Origin of the sequence: Rhizobacter sp. AJA081-3 (genome assembly GCF_017795745.1) — a bacterium.
Taxonomy (GTDB): Bacteria; Pseudomonadota; Gammaproteobacteria; order Burkholderiales; family Burkholderiaceae_C; genus Piscinibacter.
Genome location: NZ_CP059067.1, coordinates 4,806,834 through 4,833,533 on the forward strand (window position 1 = coordinate 4,806,834; position 26,700 = coordinate 4,833,533).

The 26,700-nt window shown below is 67.6% G+C and carries 25 protein-coding genes; 5 read left to right on the forward strand and 20 right to left on the reverse strand.

The genetic code is table 11. The annotated features are described in order from the left end of the window. Positions 1-460: 460 nt before the first annotated feature. The 14 genes from tfpZ to recA all read right to left on the reverse strand — a co-directional run bounded on the left by tfpZ (position 461) and on the right by recA (position 14,243). Positions 461-1,228, reverse strand: coding sequence for a TfpX/TfpZ family type IV pilin accessory protein (gene tfpZ, locus HZ992_RS22760; protein ID WP_209384078.1), 768 nt, complete (start codon positions 1,226-1,228; stop codon positions 461-463). A 200-nt stretch (positions 1,229-1,428) separates the two neighbouring features. Beyond that, complete coding sequence (locus HZ992_RS22765) at positions 1,429-1,977, reverse strand: pilin (protein ID WP_209384079.1); 549 nt, start codon at positions 1,975-1,977, stop codon at positions 1,429-1,431. Positions 1,978-2,292: 315 nt separating this feature from the next. Beyond that, entirely contained in the window at positions 2,293-2,832 is a 540-nt protein-coding gene (locus tag HZ992_RS22770) for a pilin (protein WP_209384080.1), read from the reverse strand. 236 nt (positions 2,833-3,068) lie between these two features. Continuing rightward, complete coding sequence (locus HZ992_RS22775; RefSeq protein ID WP_209384081.1) at positions 3,069-3,854, reverse strand: MBL fold metallo-hydrolase; 786 nt, start codon at positions 3,852-3,854, stop codon at positions 3,069-3,071. Next, positions 3,851-6,010, reverse strand: coding sequence for a CHASE2 domain-containing protein (locus tag HZ992_RS22780; protein WP_209384082.1), 2,160 nt, complete (start codon positions 6,008-6,010; stop codon positions 3,851-3,853). Before HZ992_RS22780 ends, HZ992_RS22775 begins: the two co-directional genes overlap by 4 nt. A 37-nt stretch (positions 6,011-6,047) precedes the next feature. Continuing rightward, the gene (locus HZ992_RS22785; protein WP_209384083.1) at positions 6,048-6,722 is read right to left on the reverse strand and encodes an FHA domain-containing protein; all 675 of its coding nucleotides are present in this window, start codon (positions 6,720-6,722) and stop codon (positions 6,048-6,050) included. 53 nt (positions 6,723-6,775) lie between these two features. Then, a complete protein-coding gene (locus tag HZ992_RS22790) occupies positions 6,776-7,558 on the reverse strand; it encodes a Stp1/IreP family PP2C-type Ser/Thr phosphatase (protein WP_209387280.1) in 783 nt (260 codons plus the stop codon). Positions 7,559-7,625: 67 nt separating this feature from the next. Beyond that, on the reverse strand, positions 7,626-8,705 hold the full coding sequence (locus HZ992_RS22795; RefSeq protein ID WP_371816764.1) for a serine/threonine-protein kinase: 1,080 nt from the start codon (positions 8,703-8,705) through the stop codon (positions 7,626-7,628). A gap of 273 nt (positions 8,706-8,978) precedes the next feature. Beyond that, positions 8,979-9,725 carry a TerC family protein gene (locus HZ992_RS22800; protein WP_209384087.1) on the reverse strand — a complete coding sequence of 249 codons (747 nt, stop codon included), beginning with the start codon at positions 9,723-9,725 and terminating at the stop codon, positions 8,979-8,981. A 148-nt stretch (positions 9,726-9,873) separates the two neighbouring features. Continuing rightward, positions 9,874-10,767: a succinate--CoA ligase subunit alpha gene (sucD, locus tag HZ992_RS22805; protein ID WP_209384088.1), complete on the reverse strand. Its 894-nt coding sequence runs from the start codon at positions 10,765-10,767 to the stop codon at positions 9,874-9,876. Between the two features lie 23 nt (positions 10,768-10,790). Continuing rightward, positions 10,791-11,951 carry an ADP-forming succinate--CoA ligase subunit beta gene (gene sucC, locus HZ992_RS22810; protein ID WP_209384090.1) on the reverse strand — a complete coding sequence of 387 codons (1,161 nt, stop codon included), beginning with the start codon at positions 11,949-11,951 and terminating at the stop codon, positions 10,791-10,793. 15 nt (positions 11,952-11,966) lie between these two features. Next, positions 11,967-12,548 (reverse strand): DUF2889 domain-containing protein, encoded by a 582-nt coding sequence (locus tag HZ992_RS22815; protein WP_209384091.1) that lies wholly within the window; start codon positions 12,546-12,548, stop codon positions 11,967-11,969. A 145-nt stretch (positions 12,549-12,693) separates the two neighbouring features. Then, positions 12,694-13,203 (reverse strand): recombination regulator RecX, encoded by a 510-nt coding sequence (gene recX, locus HZ992_RS22820; RefSeq protein WP_209384093.1) that lies wholly within the window; start codon positions 13,201-13,203, stop codon positions 12,694-12,696. Further along, positions 13,200-14,243, reverse strand: a complete 1,044-nt coding sequence (recA, locus tag HZ992_RS22825; protein WP_209384094.1) for a recombinase RecA — start codon at positions 14,241-14,243, stop codon at positions 13,200-13,202. The genes recX and recA overlap by 4 nt, the downstream gene beginning before the upstream one ends. A gap of 128 nt (positions 14,244-14,371) precedes the next feature. On the opposite strand from recA, the gene HZ992_RS22830 reads away from it, so the two are divergent. Further along, on the forward strand, positions 14,372-15,043 hold the full coding sequence (locus tag HZ992_RS22830) for a response regulator (RefSeq protein WP_209384096.1): 672 nt from the start codon (positions 14,372-14,374) through the stop codon (positions 15,041-15,043). A 32-nt stretch (positions 15,044-15,075) separates the two neighbouring features. Further along, complete coding sequence (locus HZ992_RS22835) at positions 15,076-16,620, forward strand: sensor histidine kinase (RefSeq protein ID WP_209384097.1); 1,545 nt, start codon at positions 15,076-15,078, stop codon at positions 16,618-16,620. Here the strand turns inward: HZ992_RS22835 and HZ992_RS22840 are convergent. The 6 genes from HZ992_RS22840 to HZ992_RS22865 form a co-directional block, all read right to left on the reverse strand. Beyond that, complete coding sequence (locus HZ992_RS22840; RefSeq protein ID WP_371816765.1) at positions 16,600-17,484, reverse strand: NAD(P)-dependent oxidoreductase; 885 nt, start codon at positions 17,482-17,484, stop codon at positions 16,600-16,602. The genes HZ992_RS22835 and HZ992_RS22840 overlap by 21 nt on opposite strands. Continuing rightward, positions 17,481-18,635 (reverse strand): rod shape-determining protein RodA, encoded by a 1,155-nt coding sequence (gene rodA / locus HZ992_RS22845; RefSeq protein ID WP_209387281.1) that lies wholly within the window; start codon positions 18,633-18,635, stop codon positions 17,481-17,483. The genes HZ992_RS22840 and rodA overlap by 4 nt, the downstream gene beginning before the upstream one ends. Before the next feature lie 23 nt (positions 18,636-18,658). Further along, positions 18,659-20,680, reverse strand: coding sequence for a penicillin-binding protein 2 (gene mrdA / locus HZ992_RS22850; protein WP_209384100.1), 2,022 nt, complete (start codon positions 20,678-20,680; stop codon positions 18,659-18,661). After that, positions 20,677-21,195 carry a rod shape-determining protein MreD gene (gene mreD / locus HZ992_RS22855; protein ID WP_209384102.1) on the reverse strand — a complete coding sequence of 173 codons (519 nt, stop codon included), beginning with the start codon at positions 21,193-21,195 and terminating at the stop codon, positions 20,677-20,679. Before mreD ends, mrdA begins: the two co-directional genes overlap by 4 nt. Beyond that, the gene (gene mreC, locus HZ992_RS22860; protein ID WP_209384104.1) at positions 21,192-22,106 is read right to left on the reverse strand and encodes a rod shape-determining protein MreC; all 915 of its coding nucleotides are present in this window, start codon (positions 22,104-22,106) and stop codon (positions 21,192-21,194) included. Before mreC ends, mreD begins: the two co-directional genes overlap by 4 nt. A gap of 81 nt (positions 22,107-22,187) precedes the next feature. Further along, the gene (locus tag HZ992_RS22865; protein ID WP_209384105.1) at positions 22,188-23,231 is read right to left on the reverse strand and encodes a rod shape-determining protein; all 1,044 of its coding nucleotides are present in this window, start codon (positions 23,229-23,231) and stop codon (positions 22,188-22,190) included. A 216-nt stretch (positions 23,232-23,447) separates the two neighbouring features. Between HZ992_RS22865 and gatC the strand changes: the two genes are divergently transcribed. From gatC to gatB, 3 genes are read left to right on the forward strand one after another with little or no spacing between them, the layout of a single operon-like run. Beyond that, positions 23,448-23,747 (forward strand): Asp-tRNA(Asn)/Glu-tRNA(Gln) amidotransferase subunit GatC, encoded by a 300-nt coding sequence (gatC, locus tag HZ992_RS22870; RefSeq protein ID WP_209384106.1) that lies wholly within the window; start codon positions 23,448-23,450, stop codon positions 23,745-23,747. Continuing rightward, a complete protein-coding gene (gene gatA / locus HZ992_RS22875) occupies positions 23,744-25,231 on the forward strand; it encodes an Asp-tRNA(Asn)/Glu-tRNA(Gln) amidotransferase subunit GatA (protein WP_209384107.1) in 1,488 nt (495 codons plus the stop codon). The genes gatC and gatA overlap by 4 nt, the downstream gene beginning before the upstream one ends. Before the next feature lie 5 nt (positions 25,232-25,236). Then, a complete protein-coding gene (gene gatB, locus HZ992_RS22880) occupies positions 25,237-26,688 on the forward strand; it encodes an Asp-tRNA(Asn)/Glu-tRNA(Gln) amidotransferase subunit GatB (RefSeq protein ID WP_209384108.1) in 1,452 nt (483 codons plus the stop codon). Positions 26,689-26,700 lie beyond the last annotated feature (12 nt).

The following is a 26,700-nucleotide window of genomic DNA, read 5'->3' on the forward strand; positions in this document are numbered from 1 at the left end:
GGGGTGGGCAGCGTGACGGCGGCTCGCTCGCCCTGGCCTGTCATGCCCTTGACCTCACCGCGCTCAATCTCGGCGCCGCTGAAGTGAAGATCGTTACGCATACTCTGCGCCCCGGTGCGCACTTCGAGTTCAGCGCATCTTGCCGCTCGCTCAGTCAGGCCTCGATGCGTCTTTCCGTCGAACCCAGGCCGAGCAGCCGGGTCACAAGAGCCGCCCGGTCCAGGCAGGTATCGTGCGCGCAATCGATTCGTTTCACCAGATCCGCCTCACTGAGGTCGCACCGGCGCGGCACATCGGTTGCGGACTGCAGCGCGTAGCAGCATCTCTCGCTCTGCGCTAGGTCGTTCGGTGGCGCCTTCAGCCCAGCGATGTGGTCCACCGCAGCGAGTCCGGCGCGCATGCACAACTGGACTAGCGAACAGGCGCCTTTGAATGCTCCGTCGGAACCCACATCCGCATTTCAGAAGCCGTCGAAAGGCGCGTAGGCGAGGATGTCAGCTGAGCTGGCATCAACTATGGCCACCCACTGGAGGCGAGCAACCAATGGGATGTACCGGAGATCCTTGGGGGACTTGCCCGCAGAGGCTAGGGCGGCACTGATTTCTGCCAAGCGATCAGGGTACTTTGCCGTCAATGAGTCAATCGGTCGAGAACGGCTGACCGCTTCTGAGCGAGACAGCTCGAAATCTTGATAGAACTCCGGCCGCTGGCCCAGATCCTTGCCTTCCATCGCCAACAGTACTGACCGAAGTTGTTCTGGACCGGGTTTAGATCTCCGGGTTCCTATCTTCTTCGGTCCGAAGAGCGGTAGCTGTCGGTAGGCTGGCGGAGCCAAACTGAGATCTTTGTCATCAATGTCAGCGGCAGAAATGACCTTGAATCGATCAACCTCATAAACCAAGTAGACAGGACGAGCTGCGAATACAGTATGAAGCCCGTAGAGCAAGAAGGCCACCTGCACAAGGGCGATGACAGAAATGTCAAGCCGCAGCTGCCGCGCACTCTTTGACGCGCTAAACACCACGGCAGTCAGCAACGGTCCAACAATGACATCGGCGCTGACCAATAGGACGAAGAGTTCGAGGCCACCCGAAATGATGCGATAGGGGTACGGATACCAAACACCGAATACGAGCAAGCCCGAGAGACAAGCTACCGTGATCGTCACCAGCAAGTGAATGAAGGCCGCTTTCCAGCGACCTTTCGCTCTCAGCCAAGTTGCGGGCATGAGGATATGTACGATTCAAGGAGCAGGCAGGTTCAAAGGGATGTACTGTTCGTCGATCGCATGCCGTTCGGCAATCAAGGCTCGACGACAGGATCCCCAGAATCGCACCAGACCGGGCAGTTCTGACTCTGCGCCGGTCTGGAAATCACGACATTGATGGTCTGCAGCAGAGACCTCGGCTCTGCCACAAAATTCAACGCTTAGCGGCACTCGCCCGGAGCGTACTTGCTGAGCAGCGTGCCCGCAGCGCCAAAACCCGCGGCGCCCACGGCCTTGCAGCGCCACTTGATGACGCCTACCGGCGCCGCGAGCGGAGTTCCAGCCACACCAACAGGCAGCGCAGCGCCACCGGTGCCGATGGCGTCAGCGCCGCCAGTGTACGGAGACACAATCAGCGTGCCCGCGCCAGCGGTAGCGGAGGTGGTCATCGTGATGATGCCGGTGGTGCCCACGACGTCGATCGTCGCAACGTTCTTGCTGTTGACGGTCAGTTGGCCGTTACCCGCGTTGGCACCGACGACCGTGTTGCCGTAGCCGTCTGCATAGCCGATGGCGCCGGAGGTCGCGTTCGTGTTCACGGCCAGCTTGGCGTCCGCCACGAAATTCATGCCTTCGGAAACCCGTGCACGGACCGTGTAATCCTGGTAAGCCGGCAGCGCAACCGCTGCCAGGATGCCGATGATCGCCACGACGATCATCAATTCGATGAGGGTGAAACCTTGCTGAGCGCGCTTGTGAATGAGATTCATGTGAAGACTCCGTTGAGGATTGAGGGAACGCCGCCTAGCGTTCTGCGAAAGTCATACCAGTGCGGGTGCGCATTACTCGCGTGAACTCTGACCTGCCGTTGGACCCAAAACGTCAGTTCGGCGAGCGTCGAGACAATTTAGGTCGCCACTCGAGATCCGGGCTGACAAGATGGGTCCGACGGCGCGCCAATCCCGACGCAAGGCACTTAGAGTCTTCACGCTCCAATGCCGAAGGCCAGCTGCATCTGCATGCAGCTGGCCGCCCAGCACGACTCGAGTTCCAGGAACTCGAAGTCACCGGTATCTGATCTCAGATTATCGGCATTCACCCGGAGCGTACTTGCTGAGCAGCGTGCCCGCAGCGCCAAATCCCGCGGCGCCCACGGCCTTGCAGCGCCACTTGATGACACCGGCCGGAGCGGCGATCGGAGTGCCGGCGGCGGCGACAGCCAACGCCGCACCGCCAGTGCCGATGGCGTCAGCGCCGCCGGTGTACGGAGACACAACCAGCGTGCCCGCGCCAGCGGTAGCGGAGGTGGTCATCGTGATGATGCCGGTGGTGCCCACGACGTCGATCGTCGCAACGTTCTTGCTGTTGACGGTCAGTTGGCCGTCACCCGCGTTGGTACCGACGACCGTGTTTCCGTAGCCGTCTGCATAGCCGATTGCGCCGGAGGTCGCGTTCGTGTTCACGGCCAGCTTGGCGTCCGCCACGAAGTTCATGCCTTCGGAAACCCGTGCACGAACCGTGTAGTCCTGGTAAGCCGGCAGCGCAACCGCTGCCAGGATGCCGATGATCGCCACGACGATCATCAATTCGATGAGGGTGAAACCTTGCTGGATATGACGCTTCATTAAAAACTCCTGAGGGTTGGGAGAGGACACGGCTTCTCAGATGCGAACGGCGTGCCACCTGAATCGGCTTGTTTTTCCGTGAATTGCAGCCTGAAGGCTGACGCAAACAGTCACAGGTCGGCGGCGCGCCCGCTGCCGAATGTCATGACTGACGCAAATGGTCACCTGAGACGCCGCAACGCGTTCGAACGAAAAACGGGCCCGAAGGCCCGTTGTTCTGCGGTTCCGCGACGGCTTCACAAGCCGCCCACCTGCATCGTCTGCCCCGCCGCCAGCGCACGGATGCGGTGCGAGCTGGCCAGTTTGCCGATCTCGCTCATCACCGCCTCCATCTCGCCGGGCTTGATGTGGGTGATGTGCACCTCGACACTGCCGGGCAGCTGAGCGAGTTCGTGACCGAGTGCCGCCGGGCACAGGTGGCGGCTGATGTAGGCGAGCTGGCGCTCCTCGTCGCTGAAGGCCGTCTCGATCACCAGGTGCGCGAGCTTCATGTGGCGCAGCCGCATCCACAGTTGCGGGTTGGGCCCGGTGTCGCCGGTATAGACCCAGTATCCGGCCTCTCCGCCATCTACGGCGAAGCCGCAGGCCGGCACGGTATGCAGCGCGGTGATCACCTCCACACGCTTGCTTCCCAGCTTGAGGACGTCGCCGATGGCGAAGGGCACGAGTTCGAGCACCGGGTGCTCGGCACTGGGCAGGCGGGTGAAGTCGGGCCAGATCACGCCGTTGAAGATGTGCGCGCGCAAGGCGGCCAGCGTTTCGGGCAGCGCATGGACCTGGATCGGCCCGCGCCCGGCGGCACGCCGCGCACGCAGCACGGTGTCGGCCAGCAGGCCGATGGCCAGCACGTGGTCGAGATGCGAATGGCTGATGAGGATGTGGTCGATGCGCGCAAGCGCGTCCAGCGACAGGTCGCCGACGCCGGTCCCGGCATCGATGAGCATGTCGTCATCGACGAGAAAGGCCGTCGTCCTGCAGCCGGCTGCGATGGCGCCTGAACAGCCAAGGACTTGAAAGTTCATTTGCTGTCGAATGTGCGGGTACCGTCCCAATCGGACGGTTCGGGGTGGTCGGCCCAACGGTCGATGCGTTCGCCGAGTTGACGGTACAGACCACTCAACGCCGAACTGCCGAAGGTGTGTCGCAACGCTTCGAGCGAAGTCAGCGCCTGCTTGGCATCTTGCTGGCGGTAGAAGTCCAGTGCAAGCTGCCAAAGTCGCATTTCATCGGCAAATTGCGCCTGGCTCGAGTGGGACGCCGACACGGGTGTGAAAAGCGTCACGGCCACCTGCTTGCCCTTCACGCGAACGCGGTCGACTTCGACGAGAGGAAGGCGATGCCCCACCGCCGCGCGGGTGGTCTCGCCCAGCAGGATGTCGACGCCGTAGACACGGGTCAGCGCTTCCACGCGCGATGCCAGGTTCACCGCATCGCCCATCACGGTGTAGCTGCGGCGGATGTCGGATCCCATGTCGCCGACACACACCAGCCCGCTGTTGATGCCGATGCCCAGGCCGATCTCGGGCAGCCCGCGCGCGCGCAGCTCGCGGTTGAGTTCGTCCATGCGCGCGGTCATCGCCAATGCGGCCTGCACGGCATGCAGCGCGTGGTCGGCATCGGCCACCGGCGCGCCCCAGAAGGCCATGATCGCGTCGCCGATGTACTTGTCGAGTGTGCCGCGGTGAGCGCGGATCTCCTGTGTCATGGCCGAGAAGAAGCGGTTGACCAGCGCGCGCAGCTCCTCGGGAGGCAGCGCCTCGGAGACTTGCGTGAAGTTGCGCATGTCGCAGAACATCACCGTCAGTTCGCGGTTCTCGGCCTGCATGCCGTAACGCTGCGGGTCGCGCGCCATCTGCGCGACCAGCTCTGGCGGCACGTAGGTGCCGAACAGCCGGGTGAGCGAGCGGCGCCGCGCTCCCTCGACCACGTAGCCCCAGCCGGTGATGCCGACGTAGACGAGAGCGGTCAGCAGCAGGGCCGAGGCGAGCGGCAGCGCCAGGCCGTGGCGGCGATAGAGCCATTGGTCGAGCAGAACCAGCACGATGCCGAGGGCGAGCGTCGCGCCCATCGCCGAAGCCGCACGGAGCTTCGGCAGCAACAGCGCCAGCATGGCCGTCACCACGAGCAGCTGCGCCACTTCGTAGCCGCGCGACCAGTCGGGCACCACCGGCCCGCGGCCGTCGAGCAGGCCGGAGAGCAGGTTGGCATGCACCTCCACGCCCGGGTAGACGGCCGCCACCGGCGTGCTGCGCAGGTCGAACACACCCGGTGCGCTGGAGCCGACCAGCACCAGCCTGCCTGACAGGGTGCCCGCGGCCACGCGGCCTTCGAGCAGGTCGGCGGCCGACAGGTAGTCGAACGAACCGCCCGCGGGTCCGCCTGGGCCGCGATAGGGCACGCGCACGCCGCCGCGTACGTCCACCGGGATGCGCAGGCGCTGCGTGCCCTGGGCGAGTTCGATGGCGACCAGCCCGCCGTCGCCGCCGAGCCCGGGTGAGGCGGTCAGCACGGGGCGCACCGCCGGCGCATTGCCGTACACGCGCAGCATCGCCAGCGCCAGGTTCTCCTGATGGCTGCCAGCCACGTCCGCCACCAGGGGCAGCGTGCGCACGATGCCGTCGATGTCGGGCAGCACGTTGAAGAAGCCGGCCGCAGGCACGGTGGCGGCCAGCGGAGCGACATTGGCGACATGCCCGCTCCACCGCGTCAGCCCGCCGCTGCGCCCGCCGAGAACCGCCGCGTCGAACACCGCTGCGGGCAGAACGCCGGTGCGCTGCGCCGTGGGCCCATCGGCGAGGAAGAATCCGAGCACGGCCGGCCGGCCGCGCAGCGCCTGGGCCAGCGCGGCGTCACCCGGGTCAGGCTCGGCGAAGACGAGGTCGAAACCGACGACCGCAGCGCGCTGGCGCTCGAACAGCTCCTGCGCCAGCGCGGCGATGCGCTCGCGCGGCCAGGGCCAGCGGCCGATGCGCGCCAGGCTGGCGTCGTCGATGTCCACGACCACGATGCGCGGGTCGCGCGTGCCGGGCATCGTGGCACGCAGGCGCGCGTCGTCGATGGCCAGATCGATCTGCTGCAGCGGTCGCAGCGGCATCAGGCCGCTGGCGTGCATCAGGGTCAGCGCGAGCGCGAAGCCCAGCAGGGCCCAGCGAAGCAGTCGAAGCGCACCCGTGCTCATGCGCCGGGATGCGCGCGGCAGGCGTCAGCGTGCCGGGTCAGGCCTGCACGAACTGCATCTGCGTGCCGGCGAGCTCGACCACGTCGCCGTTCTTCAGCTGCACGGTCTCGCCCGTGACCGGGCTGCCGTTGACGGTGGGGCGAAGCGCGCCCTCGACGTGGGCGAGCACATAGCCGCCCGGGCGCTTGGTGATGGAGGCGACCTGCACGCCGGGCTTGCCGACGGTGGTCACGACCTTGGTGAGCATGACCTCTCGTCCGGCGGCGGCGCCGTTGAGCACCTTGATCGAGGCCGGCGCGGTGGAGCCGCCGAGCGAGCCGAAGCCGGAGGCCCCGAAGCCGACGGTGGGCGAATAGGACTGCGGCCCACCCGAGCCCGGCACGGTGCCGGGCTTCATGATCATGGTCTTCTCGTAATCGGTGCCGTCCTCGACGAGGTACTTGATCTTGTACTTGCCGATCTCGACCGTGTCGTTGTGACTGAGCAGCTGCTTCTTGACGGCCTTGCCGTTGATGTAGGTGCCGTTGGTGCTGTTGAGGTCTTCGATGAAGACGTCGGCGCCGACCATCTGCAGCACCGCGTGCTCGCCGCTGACGGCGAGGTTGTCGATCACGATGTCGTTGTACGGGCGCCGTCCGAGCGTGGTCTTGTCCTTGGTGATCTGGACTTCCTTGATCACCACTCCATCCAGCGATACGACCAGCTTGCCCATGCTCGTGTCCTCGTGTCTTCTGTTTGAGTCTTCTTTCCGATCCGACGGCACCCTCAACGCCGGAAAGGCCACCACGATCGCGCCGGGCCGGCCGGACCGCGCACCCTAGCAAGAACGACCGAGATATTATCCTTTCCGCCTGCGTCGTTGGCGGCGTCGACCAGGGCGGCCGCCACTTCGGGCAGGACGTCGCTGGTCTGCAACAGCTGCGCGATGCTCTCGTCGTCGAGCATGTCCGACAGGCCGTCGGAGCACAGCAGGTACAGATCGCCCGGCATCACGTCGTGCAGGTGGGTCTCGAGCAGCACCGTGTCTTCGACGCCGACGGCGCGGGTGACGAGGTTCTTGTTCGACGAAAACGCAGCCTGTTCCGCGGTGATCAGGCCCGAATCGATCTGCTCCTGCAGCAGCGAGTGATCGTGCGTGATCTGCGCCAGGCGCCCGCCGCGCAGCCGGTAGCCCCGCGAGTCGCCCACGTGACCCATCAGCAGGCGGCCCTCGCGAAACACTCCGACCACCAGCGTCGTGCCCATGCCTGCGTACTGCGGGTTGGAGTTGGCGGCGTTGAAGATGGCGCGGTTCGCGTTGTCGACACAGATGTCCATGGCGCGGCGCACGTCGGTGTCCGAGGCGTTGTCGGACGCCTCCGACAGCCAGCGCCCCAGCTCGCTCTTGATGAAGGCCGTGGCCATGCCGCTGGCGACTTCGCCGGCGTTGTAGCCGCCCATGCCGTCGGCCAGCACGATGAGGCAGGACGGCTCGTCCACGGCAACCGAGTCTTCATTGTTGTTGCGCGCCCGCCCCGTGTCGGTCGCGCTGAAGAACTCCAGGGTCATGGTGTCGTCGGGATCGGGCAATGACATGCGGCAGGGAGGCCGGTGAGGATGGACCCGGCACAGGCTCTCATGACTCGGAATTGTGCCTTGGTTCCACGCGTGAGAATGTCACGGTTTTCTCGAACTCCTCGACCGTGCCAGATTCGGCCGGCGGGGCCGCCAGCATCGCCGCGGCCAAGGTCCGCAGGTCCTGCGCCATCTGGCCGCCGTCGGCATAGCGGACCTCCGGGCGCTTCTCCAGCGCCAGCGCCACCACGTCGGCAAGCTCCTGCGGAAGCTCCGGGCGAAGCGTGCGGATGTCGGGAGCAGCCTCGTTGGCGATCTGATTCATCAGCTTGGCCATGGTCTCACCCTGGTGCGGCAAGCTCGCGGTGAGCAGCTGGAAGAGCATCACGCCGAGCGAGTACAAGTCACTGCGGCCATCGGTGCGGCGCCCGGCCATCTGCTCGGGCGACATGAAAGACGGCGTGCCCAGCACCAGGCCGGTACGCGTGCGGCTCGAGTCGTCGAGCCGGGCGACACCGAAGTCGGTGACCTTCACGAGCCCGCTGTCCAGGTCCACCATCACGTTGGCCGGTTTGACGTCGCGGTGCACCACGCCCTGCGAGTGCGCGTAGGCCAGCGCCTCGGCCACGCGGGCAACGATCTCGAGCAACTGCGCCACGGGCAGCAGGCGGCCGGGCGAGGTGTAGCGCTGCAAGTCCTCGCCCTTGATGTACTCCATGGCGATGTAGGCCAGGTCCTGCGCCTCACCGGCATCGAAGATGGTCACGATGCCCGGGTGCTGCAGTCGGCCGGCCGTCTCGGCCTCGCGGAAAAAGCGTTCGCGGGCCTCGACCAGCTTCTCGCCCTCGAACTCCCGGCTCAGCGCCAAGGTCTTGATGGCGACCTGGCGGCCAATCTGCGGGTCGCGCCCGAGGTACACGGCGCCCATCGAGCCCCTGCCGATCTGGCTCTCGATGCGGTAGCGGCCAAGCGTGGCGGGGTGGGCTTTCGGCTGAGGATTGGCATCCGTGGTCTCCGGCGGCGGGAGGTCCGCCGCAGGCGCTGGGCTCGAGCCAGCGGACAGCGCCTCGGGCGATTCCTGGCTCCGGCGTCCCCGGTCGAATCCTGCGTGACCGAACAGCACTGCGGCGGCCGCGATCATCAAGCCTTCAGCACCCGCCAGCATCGCGGCGAGCGCGGCAGCGCCGCCGCACAACACCACCGTGACGGCCCAGGCATGGCGACGCGGCAGAAGCGGTACCAACCAACCCACGTGCACGGCGGCCAGGCCCAGGCCGACCAGCGCGGCGCCATCCAGCGAGCTCATGGGAGGCTCCGTGCCAGTGCCAAGGTCCGGGTCGAGCGTTGCTTGCTCATGGTGGTACCGCAAAGACCTTAGCACAGGGCCCGCCGCCTCCGGCGAGCCACCCGCCGCTCAGACCTTCGCTTCGTGAGCCGGCAGCTTGCGCGAGGCGATCCACTTGCCGATCGCCAGGACGAGAAGCGCACCGGCCACTCCGGCTCCGTAGCGCACCGCATCGAGCACCTCCGGGGCGGCGCCCGCCTTGGCCGCTGCCTGGGTGGGCATCCAGGCGATCACCGCCGGATCGGTGACCGCCATCGTGCCCGCGATCCAGCCCAGCAGCATGCCGCCGATGGTGATGATGCTGGGGAATCTGTCCATCAGCTTGATCACGAGCTGGCTGCCCCAGACGATGATCGGGATGCTGACCAGCAGGCCGAAGATCACCAGCGGCATCTTGTGGTCGCCGCCGGCACCCTCGGCGGCCCCGGCGATCGCGATGACGTTGTCGACGCTCATCACGAGGTCGGCCACGATGACTGTCTTCACGGCGGCCCACAGCTTGTCGCTGGCCTGGATGTCGCCATGCGCGTCATCATCGTCCGGAGCCAGCAACTTGACGCCGATCCACACCAGCAACAGTGCACCGACCACCTTGAGGTAAGGGATCGCTAGCAGCGTCAGCGCGAAGAAGATCAGCACGACGCGCAGCACGATTGCGCCGGCCGTACCCCACAGGATGCCCTGGGTGCGCTGCTTGGCCGGGAGCTTGCGGCAAGCCAGTGCGATCACCACGGCGTTGTCGCCACCCAGGAGGATGTCGATCATGATGATCTGGCCGACAGCCACCCAGAATTCGGCGTTCATGAACTGTTCCATGGGGCTCCTGATCCCTGCGCGGGCGACATCGACTGCAACTCGGGGGAGTTTAGGCGCGGCGGCCTGCCGGCCACGTTCGTGGAACTACGCAAGCTGAAAAGCACCAGGGCCGCGCTTGGCGGCCCTGGTCTGCGTCACCTGGCGCGGGTCATAGCAGCGCCTTGAGCAGCTTGCCCATCTCCGACGGGTTGCGCGTCACAGTGAAGCCGCACTCCTCCATGATCGCCAGCTTGGCGTCGGCCGTGTCGGCGCCTCCGGAGATCAGTGCGCCGGCATGGCCCATGCGCTTGCCCGGGGGGGCGGTGACGCCGGCGATGAAGCCGACGATCGGCTTCTTCATGTTGGCCTGGCACCAGCGCGCGGCTTCCGCCTCGTCGGGGCCGCCGATCTCGCCGATCATGATGACGGCGTCGGTGTCCGGGTCGTCGTTGAACAGGCGCATCACGTCGATGTGCTTGAGGCCGTTGATCGGGTCGCCGCCGATGCCCACGGCGCTGGACTGGCCCAGGCCGATCTCCGTGAGTTGCGCCACGGCTTCATAAGTCAGCGTGCCCGAGCGCGAGACCACGCCGATGCGGCCCTTGCGGTGGATGTGCCCCGGCATGATGCCGATCTTGATCTCGTCGGGCGTGATCAGGCCCGGGCAGTTGGGGCCGAGCAGCAGCGTCTTCTTGCCGCCCTTGGCCTCCTTCTGCTTCATCTTGTTGCGCACCTCCAGCATGTCGCGGATGGGGATGCCTTCGGTGATGCAGATCGCCAGGTCGAGGTCGGCTTCCACCGCCTCCCAGATGGCCGCGGCGGCGCCCGCCGGCGGCACGTAGATCACGCTGACGGTGGCGCCGGTGTTCTTGGCCGCGTCCTTGACGCTGGCGAAGATCGGGATGCCTTCGAAGTCCTCGCCGGCCTTCTTCGGGTTGACGCCAGCGACGAAGCAGTTCTTGCCGTTCGCGTAGTCGCGGCAGCCGCGGGTGTGGAACTGGCCGGTCTTGCCCGTGATGCCCTGGGTGATGACCTTGGTGTCCTTGTTGATGAGGATGCTCATGTCGTTTCTCTCGTGCGGGCGGGTTACTTGACGGCAGCGACGATCTTCGTCGCGGCTTCGGCCATGGTGTCGGCGCTGATGATCGGCAGGCCGGACTCCTTGAGCATCTTCTTGCCCAGTTCCTCGTTCGTGCCCTTCATGCGCACGACCAGCGGCACCTTCAGGTTGACCGCCTTGCACGCGGCGATCACGCCCTCGGCGATGGTGTCGCAGCGCATGATGCCGCCGAAGATGTTGACCAGGATCGCCTTCACCTTCGGGCTGCTCAGCATGATCTTGAAGGCCTCGGTGACCTTCTCGGCGGTGGCGCCGCCGCCCACGTCGAGGAAGTTGGCTGGCTCGCCGCCGAACAGCTTGATCGTGTCCATGGTCGCCATCGCGAGGCCCGCGCCGTTGACCAGGCAGCCGATGTTGCCGTCGAGCTGGATGTAGGCGAGGTCGAACTTGCTGGCCTCGATTTCGGCCGGATCTTCCTCGTCGAGGTCGCGGTAGGTGACGATCTCGGGGTGGCGGAACAGCGCGTTGCTGTCGAAGTTGAACTTGGCGTCCAGTGCGATCAGGTTGCCCTTGCTGTCGCAGTTCAGCGGGTTGATCTCGACCAGCGAGGCGTCCGTCTCCATGTAGCAGCGGTACAGGTTCTGGAACAGCGTCACGGCCTGTGCGTGCGAGGCCTCGGGCACGCCGATCGCCGCGGCGACCTTGCGTGCCTGCGCCTCGGTCATGCCCACCAGCGGGTCGACCAGCTCGGTGATGATCTTCTCGGGCGTGCTGTGCGCGACTTCCTCGATGTCCATGCCGCCTTCGCTCGAGGCGATCATCGCGACCTTCTGCGATGCCCGATCGGTGACCAGAGAGACGTACAGCTCCTTCTTGATGTCGGCACCGTCCTCGATGTAGAGGCGGCGCACCTTCTGGCCCGCGGGGCCGGTCTGGTGCGTCTTCAGCTGCATGCCGAGAATCTCGCCGGCCAGCTTCTTCACGTCGTCCAGCGTCTTGGCCACCTTGACGCCGCCGCCCTTGCCGCGGCCGCCGGCATGGATTTGCGCCTTCACGACCCACACCGGGCCGCCGAGCTTCTGCGCCGCTTCGGTCGCTTCCAGCACGCTGAAGGCCGGGTAGCCGCGCGGCACGGGCACGCCGAACTGGCGCAGGATTTCCTTGCCCTGGTACTCGTGGATCTTCATGGGAGTCTCGCTTGCCTAGGTTTCAAGTGGGGTGGGAACGGCTGCGGGGTCGACTGCCCCCCGGTACCAGCGCGGGTAGAAGATCTTCACGGCCGCGCCATCGGAACGCAAGGCATGGCAACGGTCGATCTGGAAAGGGCGCGAAGCGCTGTCCTCGCGCGTGTCGATCACTTCGCCGGCGAAGGCCTGGATGACCGCGGTCGGCAGCACCTGCGTCAGCTCGGTGATGTGCGTGCATCCCGCCACGCCGCCCAGGCGTTCCTTGACGGCCTGGCGGAAGCCCTTGAGCAGGTTCAGGCCGACCAGGGCCGCATAGGCATCGTCGTGGTCGTCACAGTGGCCGGGGTAGGGCATCCAGCGTGTCTGCGAGCCGGCCTCGACGATGTCGAGCTGCTCGTTGACGACGATGCGCAGCAGCATGTCGTGAATCGGGTCACCGGCCTGGCGCAGTCCGCCGGCGAGCCTGGCTTCGCGCGTCTTGACGTCGACGATCTCGGCATCGACCTCCCACAGCCCATTGCCTCGCGCATAGATCTGCACGTTGATGCTGCGACGGTGCTTGAGCTGGCGCTCGGGCGCGGCGGGCGGCAAGGCCATGGGGGAGGAAGTGGGTGGCTGTGGTGTGGCGCGCGACTTCCGGCGGGCTGTAACCCGGGGGGAACCCGCGCAAACGCCGCGCAATGTAGCATGCTGCGTTGCACCAAAGCTGACGCCGGGCTGGCAGCCGTCGGGCGGCCCGAAATCAGTCGGTGTCGTCGCCGTGCAGGCCCCGGGCAGACTCGCGCAACACGCGTCGCACCGTCTCCGCGGAGAAGCCGCGGCCCGTCAAGAAGCGCGCCTGGCGCGCCCGGCCGGAGGCGTCGGCGGCCGGGGCGTCGAACTTGCGCGACCAAACCTCACGTGCCCTGTCGAGCTCACTGGCCTTGAGGGACTGTGCCGCGTCGGCGTCGGGTGCCAAGCCGTGCTGGGCCAGTTCCTGCTGGATGCGCAGGTTGCCGTGGCGAGCGGCGCGCACATGGATCCGCGATTCGACGAAGCGCTGTTGCGAGAGGTAGCGGTTCGCCTCCAGCCAGTCGAGCACCTCGGCGACGCGCGCCATCGGGTCTGCGGCGTCGCCATCGGCCTCACGCTGCGCCGCCTGCGCCCGCGCGTGCGGCAGCAGCTTGCGCTGCATTTCCACACGGCTATGCTCGCGTTGCGCGAGCCATTGCAGCGCCCGCGCCTTCAGCGAGCGCGGCGTCGCCGGTTTCACTCCGCGGCGGATTCAACGGGCGGCAGCATCGGAATGCCCACCGCCTCGCGCACCTTGTTCTCGATCTCGTAGGCGATCTCGGGGTTCTCTTTCAGGAACTCGCGGGCGTTGTCCTTGCCCTGGCCGATCTTTTCGCCGTTGTAGGCGTACCAGGCACCGCTCTTCTCGAGGATCTTGTTGTCGACGCCCATGTCGATGATCTCGCCCTCGCGGCTGATGCCCTGGCCGTAGAGGATGTCGAACTCCGCGGTCTTGAAAGGCGGTGACACCTTGTTCTTGACGACCTTGACCTTGGTCTCGTTGCCGATGACCTCTTCACCCTTCTTGATGCTGCCAATGCGGCGGATGTCCAGCCGCACCGAGGCGTAGAACTTGAGTGCGTTGCCGCCGGTGGTGGTTTCGGGGCTGCCGAACATCACGCCGATCTTCATGCGGATCTGGTTGATGAAGATGACCATGGTGTTGGTCTTCTTGATCGTGCCGGTCAGCTTGCGCAGCGCCTGGCTCATCAGCCGCGCCTGCAGGCCGGGCAGCGAGTCGCCCATCTCGCCTTCGATCTCGGCCTTGGGCGTGAGTGCAGCCACCGAGTCGATGACCACCAGGTCGACCGAGCCGGAGCGCACCAGCGCGTCGACGATCTCCAGGGCCTGCTCGCCGGTATCGGGCTGGCTGATGAGCAGTTCCTGCAGGTTGACGCCGAGTTTCTGCGCATAGGCGGTGTCGAGCGCGTGCTCGGCATCGATGAAGGCGCAGGTGCCGCCGAGCTTCTGCATCTCGGAGATGACCTGCAGCGTCAGCGTGGTCTTGCCCGAGGATTCGGGGCCGTAGATCTCGACGACCCGGCCGCGCGGCAGGCCGCCGACGCCCAGCGCGATGTCCAGTCCCAGCGAGCCGGTGGAGACGACCTCGATGTCCTCGATCACCTCGCCTTCGCCCAGCCGCATGATCGAGCCCTTGCCGAACTGCTTCTCGATCTGCGCCAATGCGGCCTGCAGGGCCTTGGCTTTTTCGGTGTTGAGGGCTTTGACGGGTGCGTCCATGGGGCGATCTCCTGAAGTGGCGGCCATTATCTCAAAAGCTGGATGTTTGTACAGTACCCTCGTCATACCTTGACGCCCATCCCTACAATGCGGGCACAGCCGGACGCGAGCCGGCGAGGAGACATCGCATGCGCATCCTGGTCGCGGAAGACGATCAAGTCCTGGCCGACGGGCTGTTGCGCTCCTTGCGCAATGCCGGCTACGCAGTCGACCGGGTGAGCAGCGGCACCGAGGCCGACGCCGCCCTCGCCTCGCATGAATTCGACCTGCTCATCCTCGACCTGGGCCTGCCCAAGATGCACGGCCTCGAGGTGCTGCGCAAGCTGCGCGGGCGCGGCTCCTCGGTGCCGGTGCTGATCCTCACGGCGGCCGACAGCGTCGAGCAGCGCGTCAAGGGCCTGGACCTGGGCGCCGACGACTACATGGCCAAGCCCTTCTCGCTGCAGGAGCTCGAGGCACGCGTGCGCGCCCTCACCCGCCGCGGCCTGGGCACCGCCTCCACCGTGATCAAGCATGGCCCGCTCACCTTCGACGCCACCGGCCGCGTGGCCTACATCAACGACCAGATGATCGAGCTGTCGGCGCGCGAACTGTCGCTGCTCGAAGTGCTCCTGCAGCGCGCCGGACGCCTGGTCAGCAAGGACCAGCTGGTCGAGCGCCTGTGCGAGTGGGGCGAAGAGGTCAGCAACAACGCGATCGAGGTGTACATCCACCGCCTGCGCAAGAAGATCGAGCAGGGGCCGGTGCGCATCGCCACCGTCCGCGGGCTCGGCTATTGCCTGGAGAAGATCGCGGCCTGACCCTGACCGGCGCTGGGCTATCCTGACCGCCCATGCCCGGCACCAAGGAACAACGCTCCCTGTTCGGCGAGATCCTCGACTGGATGCTCGCGCCGCTGCTGCTGCTGTGGCCGATGAGCGTGGCGCTGACCTGGCTGGTGGCGCAGAACATCGCCAACAAGCCCTTCGACCGTGATCTCGCCGAGATGACGCGGGTGCTTTCCAAGCAGGTGGTGCTGCGCCAGTCCCCTGAAGGCGCGCGCAGCGCGGCGTTCACGCTGCCCACCGGTGCCACGGAGCTCCTGCACGCCGACGAGGCCGACGACATCTACTACCAGGTGCTCGGCCTGCGCGGCGAGCTGCTCAGCGGCGAACGCAGCCTGCCCCTGCCGCCGGACGACGAGCCGGTCGTGGTCGACGAGGTGCGCTTTCGCGACGGCGAGATGAACAGCGACGACCTGCGCATCGCCTATGCGTGGGTGGCGCTGCCCGGCCGCAACGGCGATCCGCCGCTGGCCCTGGTGCAGGTGGCCGAGACGCTGGGCAAGCGCTCGCGCCTGGCCACCGAGATCATCAAGGGCGTGATCCTGCCGCAGTTCGTCATCCTGCCTCTGGCGGTCCTGCTGGTGTGGCTGGCGCTGGTGCGCGGCATCGCGCCGCTCAACGAGCTGCAGCAGCGCATCCGACGACGCGACAGCAGCGACCTCTCGCCGATCGACGAGCGCGAGGCACCGGAGGAGGTGTCGCCGCTGGTGCGCGCGATCAACGACCTGCTGGCGCGCCTGGACCAGTCCATCGGCGCGCAGAAACACTTCCTCGCCGACGCGGCGCACCAGCTGAAGACGCCCCTGGCCGGGCTGCGCACGCAGGCCGAGCTGGCCCAGCGCGAGATCGATGCCGGCCAGCACGAGCCGCAGGCGCTGAAGAAGTCGCTTCAGCAGATCGCCCATTCGAGCCAGAGCGCGGCGCACATGGTCAATCAGCTGCTGGCCATGGCACGCGCGGAGAACCAGGGCCAGGAGGCGCAGCGGCAGAACGTCAACCTCGCGCGGCTGGCGATCGAGACGGTCCGCGATTTCGTGCCGCGCGCGCTCGAAAAGCGCATCGACCTCGGCTACGAGGGGCCCGAAGCCGGCCGCGGCGCGCTCAACGACAAGGGCGCCACGGTCAGCGGCAACCCGCTGCTGCTGCGCGAGCTGATCCGCAATCTGGTCGACAACGCGCTGCAGTACACGCCGGCTGGCGGCACGGTGACGGCGCGCATCGTCGATGACCCGTTCGGCCAGGTGGTGGTGCTGCAGGTGGAAGATTCCGGCCCCGGCATCCCGGTGGCCGAGCGCGAGAAGGTGTTCCGGCCGTTCTACCGCACGCTGGGAACCGACGTCGACGGCAGCGGCCTGGGTCTGGCCATCGTGCGCGAGATCGCCGTGCAGCACGGCGCGCACATCCAGCTCGAGGATGCCAACCTGCGCCATCGCCCTGGCCTGAGCGACCAGGGCGGCGCCGCTTTCGGGCCGGGCGCACGCTTCACGCTGCGCTTCCCGGCCGCCGGCGCACGGACGGACGACGAACCCGGGTCAAAGGCCGTCGCGGCGTAGCAGTTCGAGCAGGCTGGCGTCGTCGAACGAGGCGAATCCACCGTCGCAGGCGCGCGCGAACAGCGCCGCCGCCTGCGCACCCACCGGCGTGTCGGTGCCGAGCCGGCGCGCCATGTCCAGCGCGAGGTGGGTGTCCTTGTTCAGCAGTGTCGTGTGCGCGCGCGGCGCCAGGTCGCCGGCGAGAGCGCGACGCATGCGGTCCGAGCCGATCCAGCTCTGGCCGCTGGAGCGCTCGATCACGTCGAGCATCAGTGACGCGTCCAGCCCGGCACGCTCGGCCAGCGCCAGTGCCTCGGCCGCACCTGCCAGGTTGATGCCCGCCAGCAGGTTGTTGACCAGCTTGACGCGCGCACCGTCGCCCACCCGCGGGCCGAGTCGGAACACGGCGTTCGAGAGCGCCTCGATCAGCGGGCGCTGTGCCTCGAAGGCCGAATCGGCGCAGGCCACCATCAGGCTCATCGTGCCCTCGCGAGCGCGCTGCGGGCCGCCGGACATGGGCGAGTCGATCGGATCCAGCCCCTGTGCGAGCACGCGCGCGCATAGCGCTTCGGTGTCGTGTGGCGCGATCGTCGGGCACAGCATCACGGCCGCGCCCGGCGACAGCCCGGCGGCTGCACCATCGGTGCCGAACAGCACCGCGTCGGCCTGCGCAGCATCGACCACCGCCACGATCGCGCAGCGCGCTCCGGCGGCCGCAGCGGCCGCTGAAGCGCACACCGTCAGTCCTTCGCTTCGCGCCAGCGCCTCTCGCGCCGGGTCGATGTCGCGCACCTGCACGGTGTAGCCGCGGTCACGCAGCCGCAGCGCCATGCCCATCCCCATGTTCCCGACGCCGAGGACGGCGACTGCTGGCAACGGGTTCACGACTGCACCAACCGCCGGCTCTTCGCCACCGACATCAGGATGCCCAGGCCGAGGCCCAGCGTCACCATCGCGGTGCCGCCATAGCTGATGAACGGCAGCGGCACGCCCACGACCGGCAGGATGCCGCTGACCATGCCCATGTTGACGAAGGCATAGGTGAAGAAGCTCAGCGTGATCGAGCCGGCGAGCAATCGCGTGAACATCGTCGGCGCGTCGGCGGCGATCATCAGGCCGCGGAAGATCAGGAAGACGAAGCCCAGCAGCAACGCCACGCAGCCGGCCAGGCCGAACTCCTCGGCGAAGGCGGCGAAGATGAAGTCGGTGGTGCGCTCCGGGATGAACTCCAGGTGCGTCTGCGTGCCCTTCATGAAGCCCTTGCCCTCGATGCCACCCGAGCCGATGGCGATCATGCCCTGCAGGGTGTGGAAGCCCTTGCCCAGCGGGTCCTTGCTCGGATCGAGCAGGGTGCACACGCGGTGCTTCTGGTAGTCGCGCAGCAGCGGCCATTTCACGCCCGGTTCGCAGATGCTGTCGGCAGAGAGCACCAGCGCGCTGATGGCCACCACGGCCATCACCAGCACCGGCACGATCAGCCGCCACGACAGGCCGGCGAAGAAGATCACGTACATGCCGGCCGACAGCACCAGGATCGCCGTGCCCAGGTCAGGCTGCTTGACGATCAGGCCCACCGGCACGCCCAGCAGCAGCAGGGCGACAACGAAGTCCGGCGCGCGCAGCTGGCCCTCGCGCCGCTGGAACCACCAGGCCAGCATCAGCGGCATGGCGATCTTCAGGATCTCGCTGGGCTGGATCACCATGCCCAGGTTGAGCCAGCGCGTCGCGCCCTTCTTGGTGATGCCGAAGATCGCCGTGGCCACCAGCAGCGCCACGCCCACCAGGTACAGCGGGACGGCCAGTGCCATCAGCTTCTGCGGCGGGACCTGCGCGACGACGAACAGGATGCCGAAGGCGATCAGCATGTTGCGCCCGTGGTCGACGAAGCGCGTGCCGTGGTCGAAGCCGGCCGAGAACATCGTCAGCAGGCCAGCGCCGGCCAGCAGCAGGATGGCCAGCGACAGCGGGCCGTCGAAGCCGGTGAACACCGGCGCGATGCGCTGCAGGATCGATGGCCGCTCGAAGGCGACGTTCATTGGCGCGGGGCGGGTGCGGGTGTTCATTTCGCGGGCGCGCCCTGCGACTCGCCCTGTGCGACGCGCTGCGTCGCCGGCACCGCCGGCGGCAGCGCGATCGCGGCGGCACCGGGCAGCAGCACCTCGATGGCGGGCCGCGGCTTGCCCACCGGCGTGGTCGACTTGCCCTCGCGGGTGAGCGCCAGATCCTCCTCGCTGGGCACGGTGCCGTTGAGCACGTAGTCGAACACGCGGCGCGACATCGGCGCAGCGGAGTCGGAGCCCCAGCCCGCGTTCTCGACGATCACCGCCACCGCGATGCTGGGCGCCTCCAGCGGCGCGAATGCCATGTACAGCGAGTGGTCGCGCTGGGCCTCCTCGAGCTTTGCGGCGTTGTACTTCTCGTTGGCCTTCACGCCGATGGCCTGCGCGGTGCCGGTCTTGCCGCCGCTCTTGTAGGTGGCGCCGAGGAAGGAGCGCACCGAGGTGCCCTCCTGCGTCACGCCGTACAACGCACGGTTGATCAGCTCCACGTGTTCGGGCTTGAGCGGCAGCGGCGGCAGCGCGTCGTTGACCAGCACGCGGCGCTCGCCGGTGACCACGTCCTCCACCTCGCGCACCAGTCGCGGCTTGTAGCGCTGGCCGCCGGACACCAGCGTCGCCGTGGCGCTGGCCAGCTGCAGCATGGTGAAGTTGTTGTAGCCCTGGCCGATGCCCAGCGAGATGGTCTCGCCGGCGTACCACTTCTGCTGCTCGGGCTTCTTGTAGGCCTTGCGCTTCCATTCGGTGGAGGGCAGCAGGCCGGTGACCTCGCCCTCGACGTCGATGCCGGTCTTGCGGCCGAAGCCGAAGGGCTCGAGCTGATCGTGCATCAGGTCGACACCCATCTCGTTGGCCAGCGAGTAGTAGTAGACGTTGCTCGACTTGACGATGCTGCGCACCATGTCCACCGGCCCCAGGCCGGCATCGCCGTGGCTGCGGAAGGTGTGGTTGCCGAACTGGAACGTGCCGCCGTCGAAGATCACCTGGCTGGGGCTGCGCTTGCCGCTGTTCAGCGCGGCGATCGCCATGAAGGGCTTGAAGGTCGATCCCGGCGGGTAGGTGCCGCGCAGCGCCCGGTTCAGCAGCGGCTTGTCGACGGACTCGTTGAGCTCCTTCCACGACTCGCTGTCGATGCCATCGACGAACAGGTTCGGGTCGAAGGTGGGCTTGCTGACGAAGGCGAGCACTTCGCCGCTGCGCGGATCCAGCGCGACGAGTGCGCCGCGCCGGTCGCCGAACATCTGCTCGACCAGCGCCTGCAGCCGGATGTCGATCGACAGCACCACCTTGTTGCCCGGCGTGGCCGGGTTGCTCTTCAGGCGCCGCACCGGGCGGCCCGCGGCGCTGGTCTCGACCTCCTCGACGCCGGTGATGCCGTGCAGCTCGGCCTCGTAGCTCTGCTCGACACCGAGCTTGCCGATGTACTCGGTGCCGCGGTAGTTGGCGGCGTCCTCGGTGTCGTCGATGGCTTCCTTCTCGGCCTGGTTGATGCGGCCGATGTAGCCCAGCAGATGGCTGCCTGTCTCGCCCAGCGGGTAGTTGCGGAACAGCCGTGCCTTGATGTCCACGCCGGCGAAGCGGAAGCGCTGCGCGGTGAAGCGCGCCACCTCGTCGTCGGTCAGCTTGGTGCGGATCGGCAGCGATTCGAAGCTCTTGCTCTCTTCCATCAGCCGCTTGAACCGCTTGCGGTCGCGCGGCTGGATGTCGACCACCTCGCCGAGACGGTCGACCAGCGAATCGAGGTCGGTGACCTTCGACGGCGTGATCTCCAGCGTGTAGGCCGAGTAGTTGTTGGCCAGCACGACGCCATTGCGGTCGACGATCAGGCCGCGATTGGGCACGATGGGCACCACTGCGATGCGGTTGTTCTCGGCCTGGGTGGAAAGCTCCTCGTGCTTGACGACCTGCAGGTGCACCAGCCGTGCGCCGAGCAGGCCGAAGCCCACGAGCACGAACGCGGCCGCGGCCAGCAGCCGCGCGTTGAAGCGCGACAGCTCTTGCTCGACGTTGCGGATCTCGGTCACAGCGGTCGATTCTGATCCGGATCGGGGGGCCTGCGTTGCGGCGCGAGCAGCACCCATGTGACCAAAGGCCACAACAGCGCCTCGAACACCGGCGCGAGCAGCAGATCCCAGCCGGGGAACATGCCGCCGGCCATCAGGCGAACCACCAGCGACACCAGGTGCGCAGCGAAGAACAGCGGCAGGATCTGCAGCGCCTGCGAGGGCACCGTGAACCACAGCAGCCGGCGGTGGATGGTGGTGGCGAAGAAGCTCAGCAGCGTGTAGGCCAGAGCGTGCTGGCCGAGCACGGCGCCGTCGTGCACGTCCATCGCCAGGCCGAACAGGAAGGCCACGCCCACGCCGATGCGGCGCGTCTGGTGCACGTTCCAGAACACCAGCACGACGGCCAGGAAGTCCGGCATCGCCGGCACGCGGCCCAGCGGCACCAGGTTGAACACGAACGCCAGCACCAGCGTCAGCCAGACGAACAGCGGGTTGGCCGGCAGCAGCAGGGTGTCGCCACGCGGCATGATCATCGCCGGCCCCCCTTCTTCGGCGCCGGCTTCGTGTCCTCGGGCACAGGCTCCGGCTTGGCCGGCATCTGCATCCCCACCGGTTCGAGCACCAGCACGTATCGCACGGCGTCGGACAGCGCCACCGGTTCGAGCACGATGCGCGCGAAGCTGGTGTCGATCTTGCGGTCCACCAGGGTCACCTTGGCCACCGGCAGGCCCGGCGGATAGATGCCGTCGACGCCGGAGGTGCTCAGCAGGTCGCCGACCTGCACGTCGGCGTTGCCGGCCATGAAGCGCAGCTCCATGCCGTTGCGAACGCCGAATGCCGCGCTGCGCACCTGGTTGCGCGTGTTGAGCACGGGGATCGCGGCGTCCTTGTCGTTGAGCAGGGTGACTTCCGACGACAGCGGATAGACGCGGGTCACCTGGCCCAGCACGCCCGCCTCGTTGACCACCGGCGAGGCGATCGCCACGCCGTGGGTGGCGCCGCGGTCGATGACGACCTTGCGCGAAAACGCGTCGGGCGCGTCGTAGAGCACTTCGGCGGCCAGCGAGCGCACCGTCAGGGCCGGGCGCAGCTCGAGCAGCGCGCGCAGGCGCCGGTTGTCGGCCTCCACCTGCTCCAGGCGCAGCGAGCGCTCGGCCTGGCGCGCGAGATCGCGCCGGGCCGCGTCGGCCTGGGTCAGGGCCTTCTGCAGGCCGACCAGATAGTCGCTGCCGCCCTCCCAGGCCGCCACCGGAACGAGCAGCGTGCGCTCGACCGGGTGCAGCACGGTGGCGATCACGGCGCGCACCGGCTGGGTGATCTGGAAACGTGTGTCGGCCACCATCAGCAGCAGCGCCAGCGCCGAGAAGAAGGTCAGCTTGGTCAGCGCTGACGGGCCCTGCCGGAAGAAGGGCGGCGGGGTCCTGTCGAGGGTGCCGAGGGACATGGCCGGGACTGCGTTCTCAGGCTTCGGAAGTGAAAAGGCCGGCCACGTGACGCACGCGCCGGCCCGTTCGGTCCATCACGCTCACTCGGAAGTGAAGATGGAGCCGAGTCGCTCCATGCGCTCCAGCGCCATCCCGCAGCCACGCACCACGCAGGTCAGCGGGTCTTCCGCCACCAGCACGGGCAGGCCGGTCTCCTCGGCGAGCAGGCGGTCCAGGTCGCGCAGCAGCGCACCGCCGCCGGTGAGCATCATGCCGCGCTCGGCGATGTCGGCGCCGAGTTCGGGCGGCGTCTGCTCGAGCGCGTTCTTCACGCTCGAGACGATCTGGTTGAGCGGGTCGGTCAGCGCTTCCAGGATCTCGTTGGAGGAGATCGTGAAGCTGCGCGGCACACCCTCGGAGAGGTTGCGGCCCTTGACCTCCATCTCCTTGACCTCGGAGCCGGGGAAGGCGCTGCCGATGCTTTTCTTGATGGCCTCGGCCGTCGGCTCGCCGATCAGCATGCCGTAGTTGCGCCGGATGTAGTTGATGATGGCTTCGTCGAACTTGTCGCCGCCCACCCGCACCGAACCCTTGTAGACCATGCCGCCCAGGGAGATGACGCCGACCTCGGTGGTGCCGCCGCCGATGTCGACGACCATCGAGCCGGAGGCTTCCGACACCGGCAGGCCGGCGCCGATCGCCGCGGCCATCGGCTCCTCGATCAGGTAGACCTCGCTGGCGCCGGCGCCCAGCGCCGATTCGCGGATCGCGCGGCGCTCGACCTGGGTCGAGCCGCAGGGCACGCAGATGATGATCCGCGGGCTCGGCTTCAGGATGCCGCGCGGATGGACCATCTTGATGAACTGCTTGAGCATCTGCTCGGTGACGGTGAAGTCGGCGATCACGCCGTCCTTCATCGGGCGGATGGCCTCGATGTTGCCCGGCACCTTGCCGAGCATGGCCTTGGCCTCGGCACCGACGGCCTGGATGGTCTTCTTGCCGTTGGGGCCGCCTTCATGGCGGATGGCGACGACGGACGGCTCGTCGAGCACGATGCCCTTGCCACGCACATAGATCAGCGTGTTGGCGGTGCCCAGGTCGATGGCCAGGTCCGTCGAGAAGTAGCGACGAAAGGATCCGAACATGGTGTGGGGAGCTCTCGACCTGCACGCCGCCGGACCATCGGGTCGGGCTCGGTGATGCGGTCGATTGGGGTTGGCTGTTTCGTTCCTTTGGCCCCGCAAACCAAGGCTGGGCGCGGGCCGCGAGGGCTTGTGGATAACCGGGGATAATACCCCATCGGCCTGCCTCCACCGGGGTGCAGGCCGCGCGTTTTCACCCTGTTTCCGCACCGACGTTTCATGGCCCTGACCCCCCAAGACGTGAGTCGCATCGCCCACCTCGCCCGGCTCGAGCTGTCCGGCGCCGAGCAGGCCTCGCTGCTGACCCAGCTCAACGGCTTCTTTTCGATCGTCGAGCAGATGGGCGCGGTGGACACCACTGGCGTCGAGCCGCTGTACACGCCGCTGTCGGCGGCGCAGGAGGTCAGCCTGCGCCTGCGCGACGACGCGGTGACCGAATCCGACCGGCGCAGCGTCAACCAGCGCAGCGCGCCGGCGGTGGAAGACGGCCTGTTCCTCGTGCCCAAGGTGATCGAATGAAGGCCGTGCACGAGATGGGCGTGGCCGAACTGGGCCAGGCGCTGGCGTCGCGCGCGCTGTCCAGCGTCGAGGCGACCACGGCGCTGCTGGAGCGCCTGGACCGGCATGCCGCGCTGGGCGCCGTGCTGGCCAGCGACCGCGGACTCGCGCTGGCGCAGGCCGCGACGGCCGATGCCCGGCGCGCCGGCGGCGAGGCCGGCGCCCTGCTGGGCGTGCCGATCGCCCACAAGGACATCTTCGTCAGCGCCGAGCTGCCGACCACCGCCGGCTCGAAGATGCTCGAGGGCTACCGCAGCCCCTTCGACGCCACGGTGGTCGCCCGCCTGACCGAGTCGGGCACGGTGACGCTGGCCAAGCTCAACTGCGACGAGTTCGCGATGGGCTCGTCGAACGAGAACTCCGCCTACGGCGCAGTGCGCAACCCCTGGGACACCGGCCGCGTGCCCGGCGGCTCGTCGGGCGGCTCGGCGGCGGCCGTGGCGGCACGGCTGGTGCCCGCAGCCACCGGCACCGACACCGGCGGCTCGATCCGCCAGCCGGCGAGCTTCACCGGCATCACCGGCATCAAGCCGACCTATGGCGTGTGCTCGCGGTACGGCATGGTGGCGTTCGCCTCCAGCCTCGACCAGGCCGGCCCGATGGCGCGCTCGGCAGCCGACTGCGCGCTGCTGCTGTCGGCGATGAGCGGCTTCGACGAGCGCGATTCGACCAGCGCGCAGCGCCCGGCCCAGGATTTCCACGCGCAGATGCTCGCCCCGCGCCTCGGCGCTTCGGCGGCACAGCCGCTGGCCGGGCTGCGCATCGGCCTGCCGAAGGAGTTCTTCCCCGCCGCCTTGGCGGCCGACGTGAACGGCGCCGTGCGCGCCGCGCTGGCCGAGCTCGAGAAGCTCGGCGCCACGCTGGTCGACGTGAGCCTGCCGCGCACCGAGCTGTCGATCCCGGTGTACTACATCATCGCGCCGGCCGAGGCGAGCTCGAACCTGTCGCGCTTCGACGGCGTGCGCTATGGCCACCGCGCGGCGAAGTACACCGACCTGCTCGACATGTACAAGAAGAGCCGCAGCGAGGGCTTCGGCGCCGAGGTCAAGCGCCGCATCATGATCGGCACCTACGTGCTCTCGCACGGCTACTACGACGCCTACTACCTGCAGGCGCAGAAGCTGCGCCGCATGATCGCCGACGACTTCCAGCGCTGCTTCACGCAGTGCGACGTGATCGCCGGCCCGGTGGCGCCCAGCGTCGCCTGGAAGCTCGGCGCGCAGGGCGACGACCCGGTGGCCGCCTACCTGGCCGACATCTTCACGCTGCCGGCCAGCCTGGCCGGCCTGCCGGGCATGAGCGTGCCGGCGGGCTTCGGCGAAGGGCAGATGCCCGTGGGCCTGCAGCTGATCGGCAACTACTTCCAGGAAGGCACGCTGCTGCACGCGGCGCACGCCTTCCAGCAAGCCACCGACTGGCACGCGCGCGTGCCGGCGGGATTCTGAGCACCATGAGCAGCAGCCCCACCCTGATCCGCGGATACGAGGTCGTCATCGGCCTGGAGACGCACGCCCAGCTGTCCACCCGCTCGAAGATCTTCAGCGGCTCGAGCACGCAGTTCGGCGCCGCGCCCAACACCCAGGCCTCGCCGGTCGACCTGGCGCTGCCCGGCACGCTGCCGGTGATGAACCGCGGCGCCGTCGAGCGCGCCATCCGCTTCGGCCTGGCGGTGGGCGCCACCGTTGCGCCGCTGTCGATCTTCGCGCGCAAGAACTACTTCTACCCGGACCTGCCCAAGGGCTACCAGATCAGCCAGTACGAGACGCCCGTCGTGCAGGGCGGCCGCGTCGAGTTCTTCATCGGCGAACGCCAGCACGTGGTCAACCTCACCCGCGCGCACCTCGAGGAGGACGCTGGCAAGTCGCTGCACGAGGACTACCACGGCCTGACCGGCATCGACCTGAACCGCGCCGGCACGCCGCTGCTGGAGATCGTCACCGAGCCCGACATGCGCTCGAGCGTCGAAGCGGCCGAGTACGCGAGGGCGCTGCACGCGCTGGTGGTGTGGCTGGACATCTGCGACGGCAACATGCAGGAAGGCTCGTTCCGCTGCGACGCCAACGTGTCGGTGCGCCGCCCCGGCGCGCCGTTCGGCACGCGCCGCGAGATCAAGAACCTGAACAGCTTCAAGTTCCTTCAGCAGGCGATCGACTACGAGGTGCAGTGGCAGATCGACCTGATCGAGGATGGCGGCCGCGTCCAGCAGGCCACCGTGCTGTTCGACCCCGACATCGGCGAGACACGCGCCATGCGCACCAAGGAAGACGCGCACGACTACCGCTACTTCCCCGACCCCGACCTGCCGCCCCTGGTGATCGCTGCGCAGTGGGTGGAGCGCGTGCGCGCCGAGATGCCCGAGCTGCCGCGCCTGATGGCGGATCGCTTCCAGCGCGACTACGGTCTGCCTGCCTATGACGCGGCGATGATGACGCAGTCCAAGGCCACCGCTGCATTCTTCGAGACCGCGGCGAAGGCCTGCGGCCAGGCCAAGCTGGTGGCGAACTGGCTGATGGGCGAGCTGTCTCGGCGGCTCAATGCCGCCGACGGCACGATCGAGTCCAGCCCGGTGACCGCGGCGCAACTGGCCACACTGATCGGCCGCATCGTCGACGGCACCATCTCGAACAACGGCGCACGCCAGGTGTTCGACGCACTGTGGACCGGCGCCGGCCGCGAGGTCGATGCCGTGATCGAGGCGCAGGGCCTCAAGCAGATGTCCGACAGTGGTGAACTCGAGCGCATCGTCGACGAGGTGCTGGCGGCCAACGCCAAGTCGGTCGAGGAATACCGCGCCGGCAAGGACAAGGCCTTCAACGCGCTGGTCGGCCAGGCCATGAAGGCCACCAAGGGCAAGGCCAACCCGACCCAGGTGAACGAGCTGCTGAAGAAGAAGCTCGGCTGAGCCCGGTCCTGC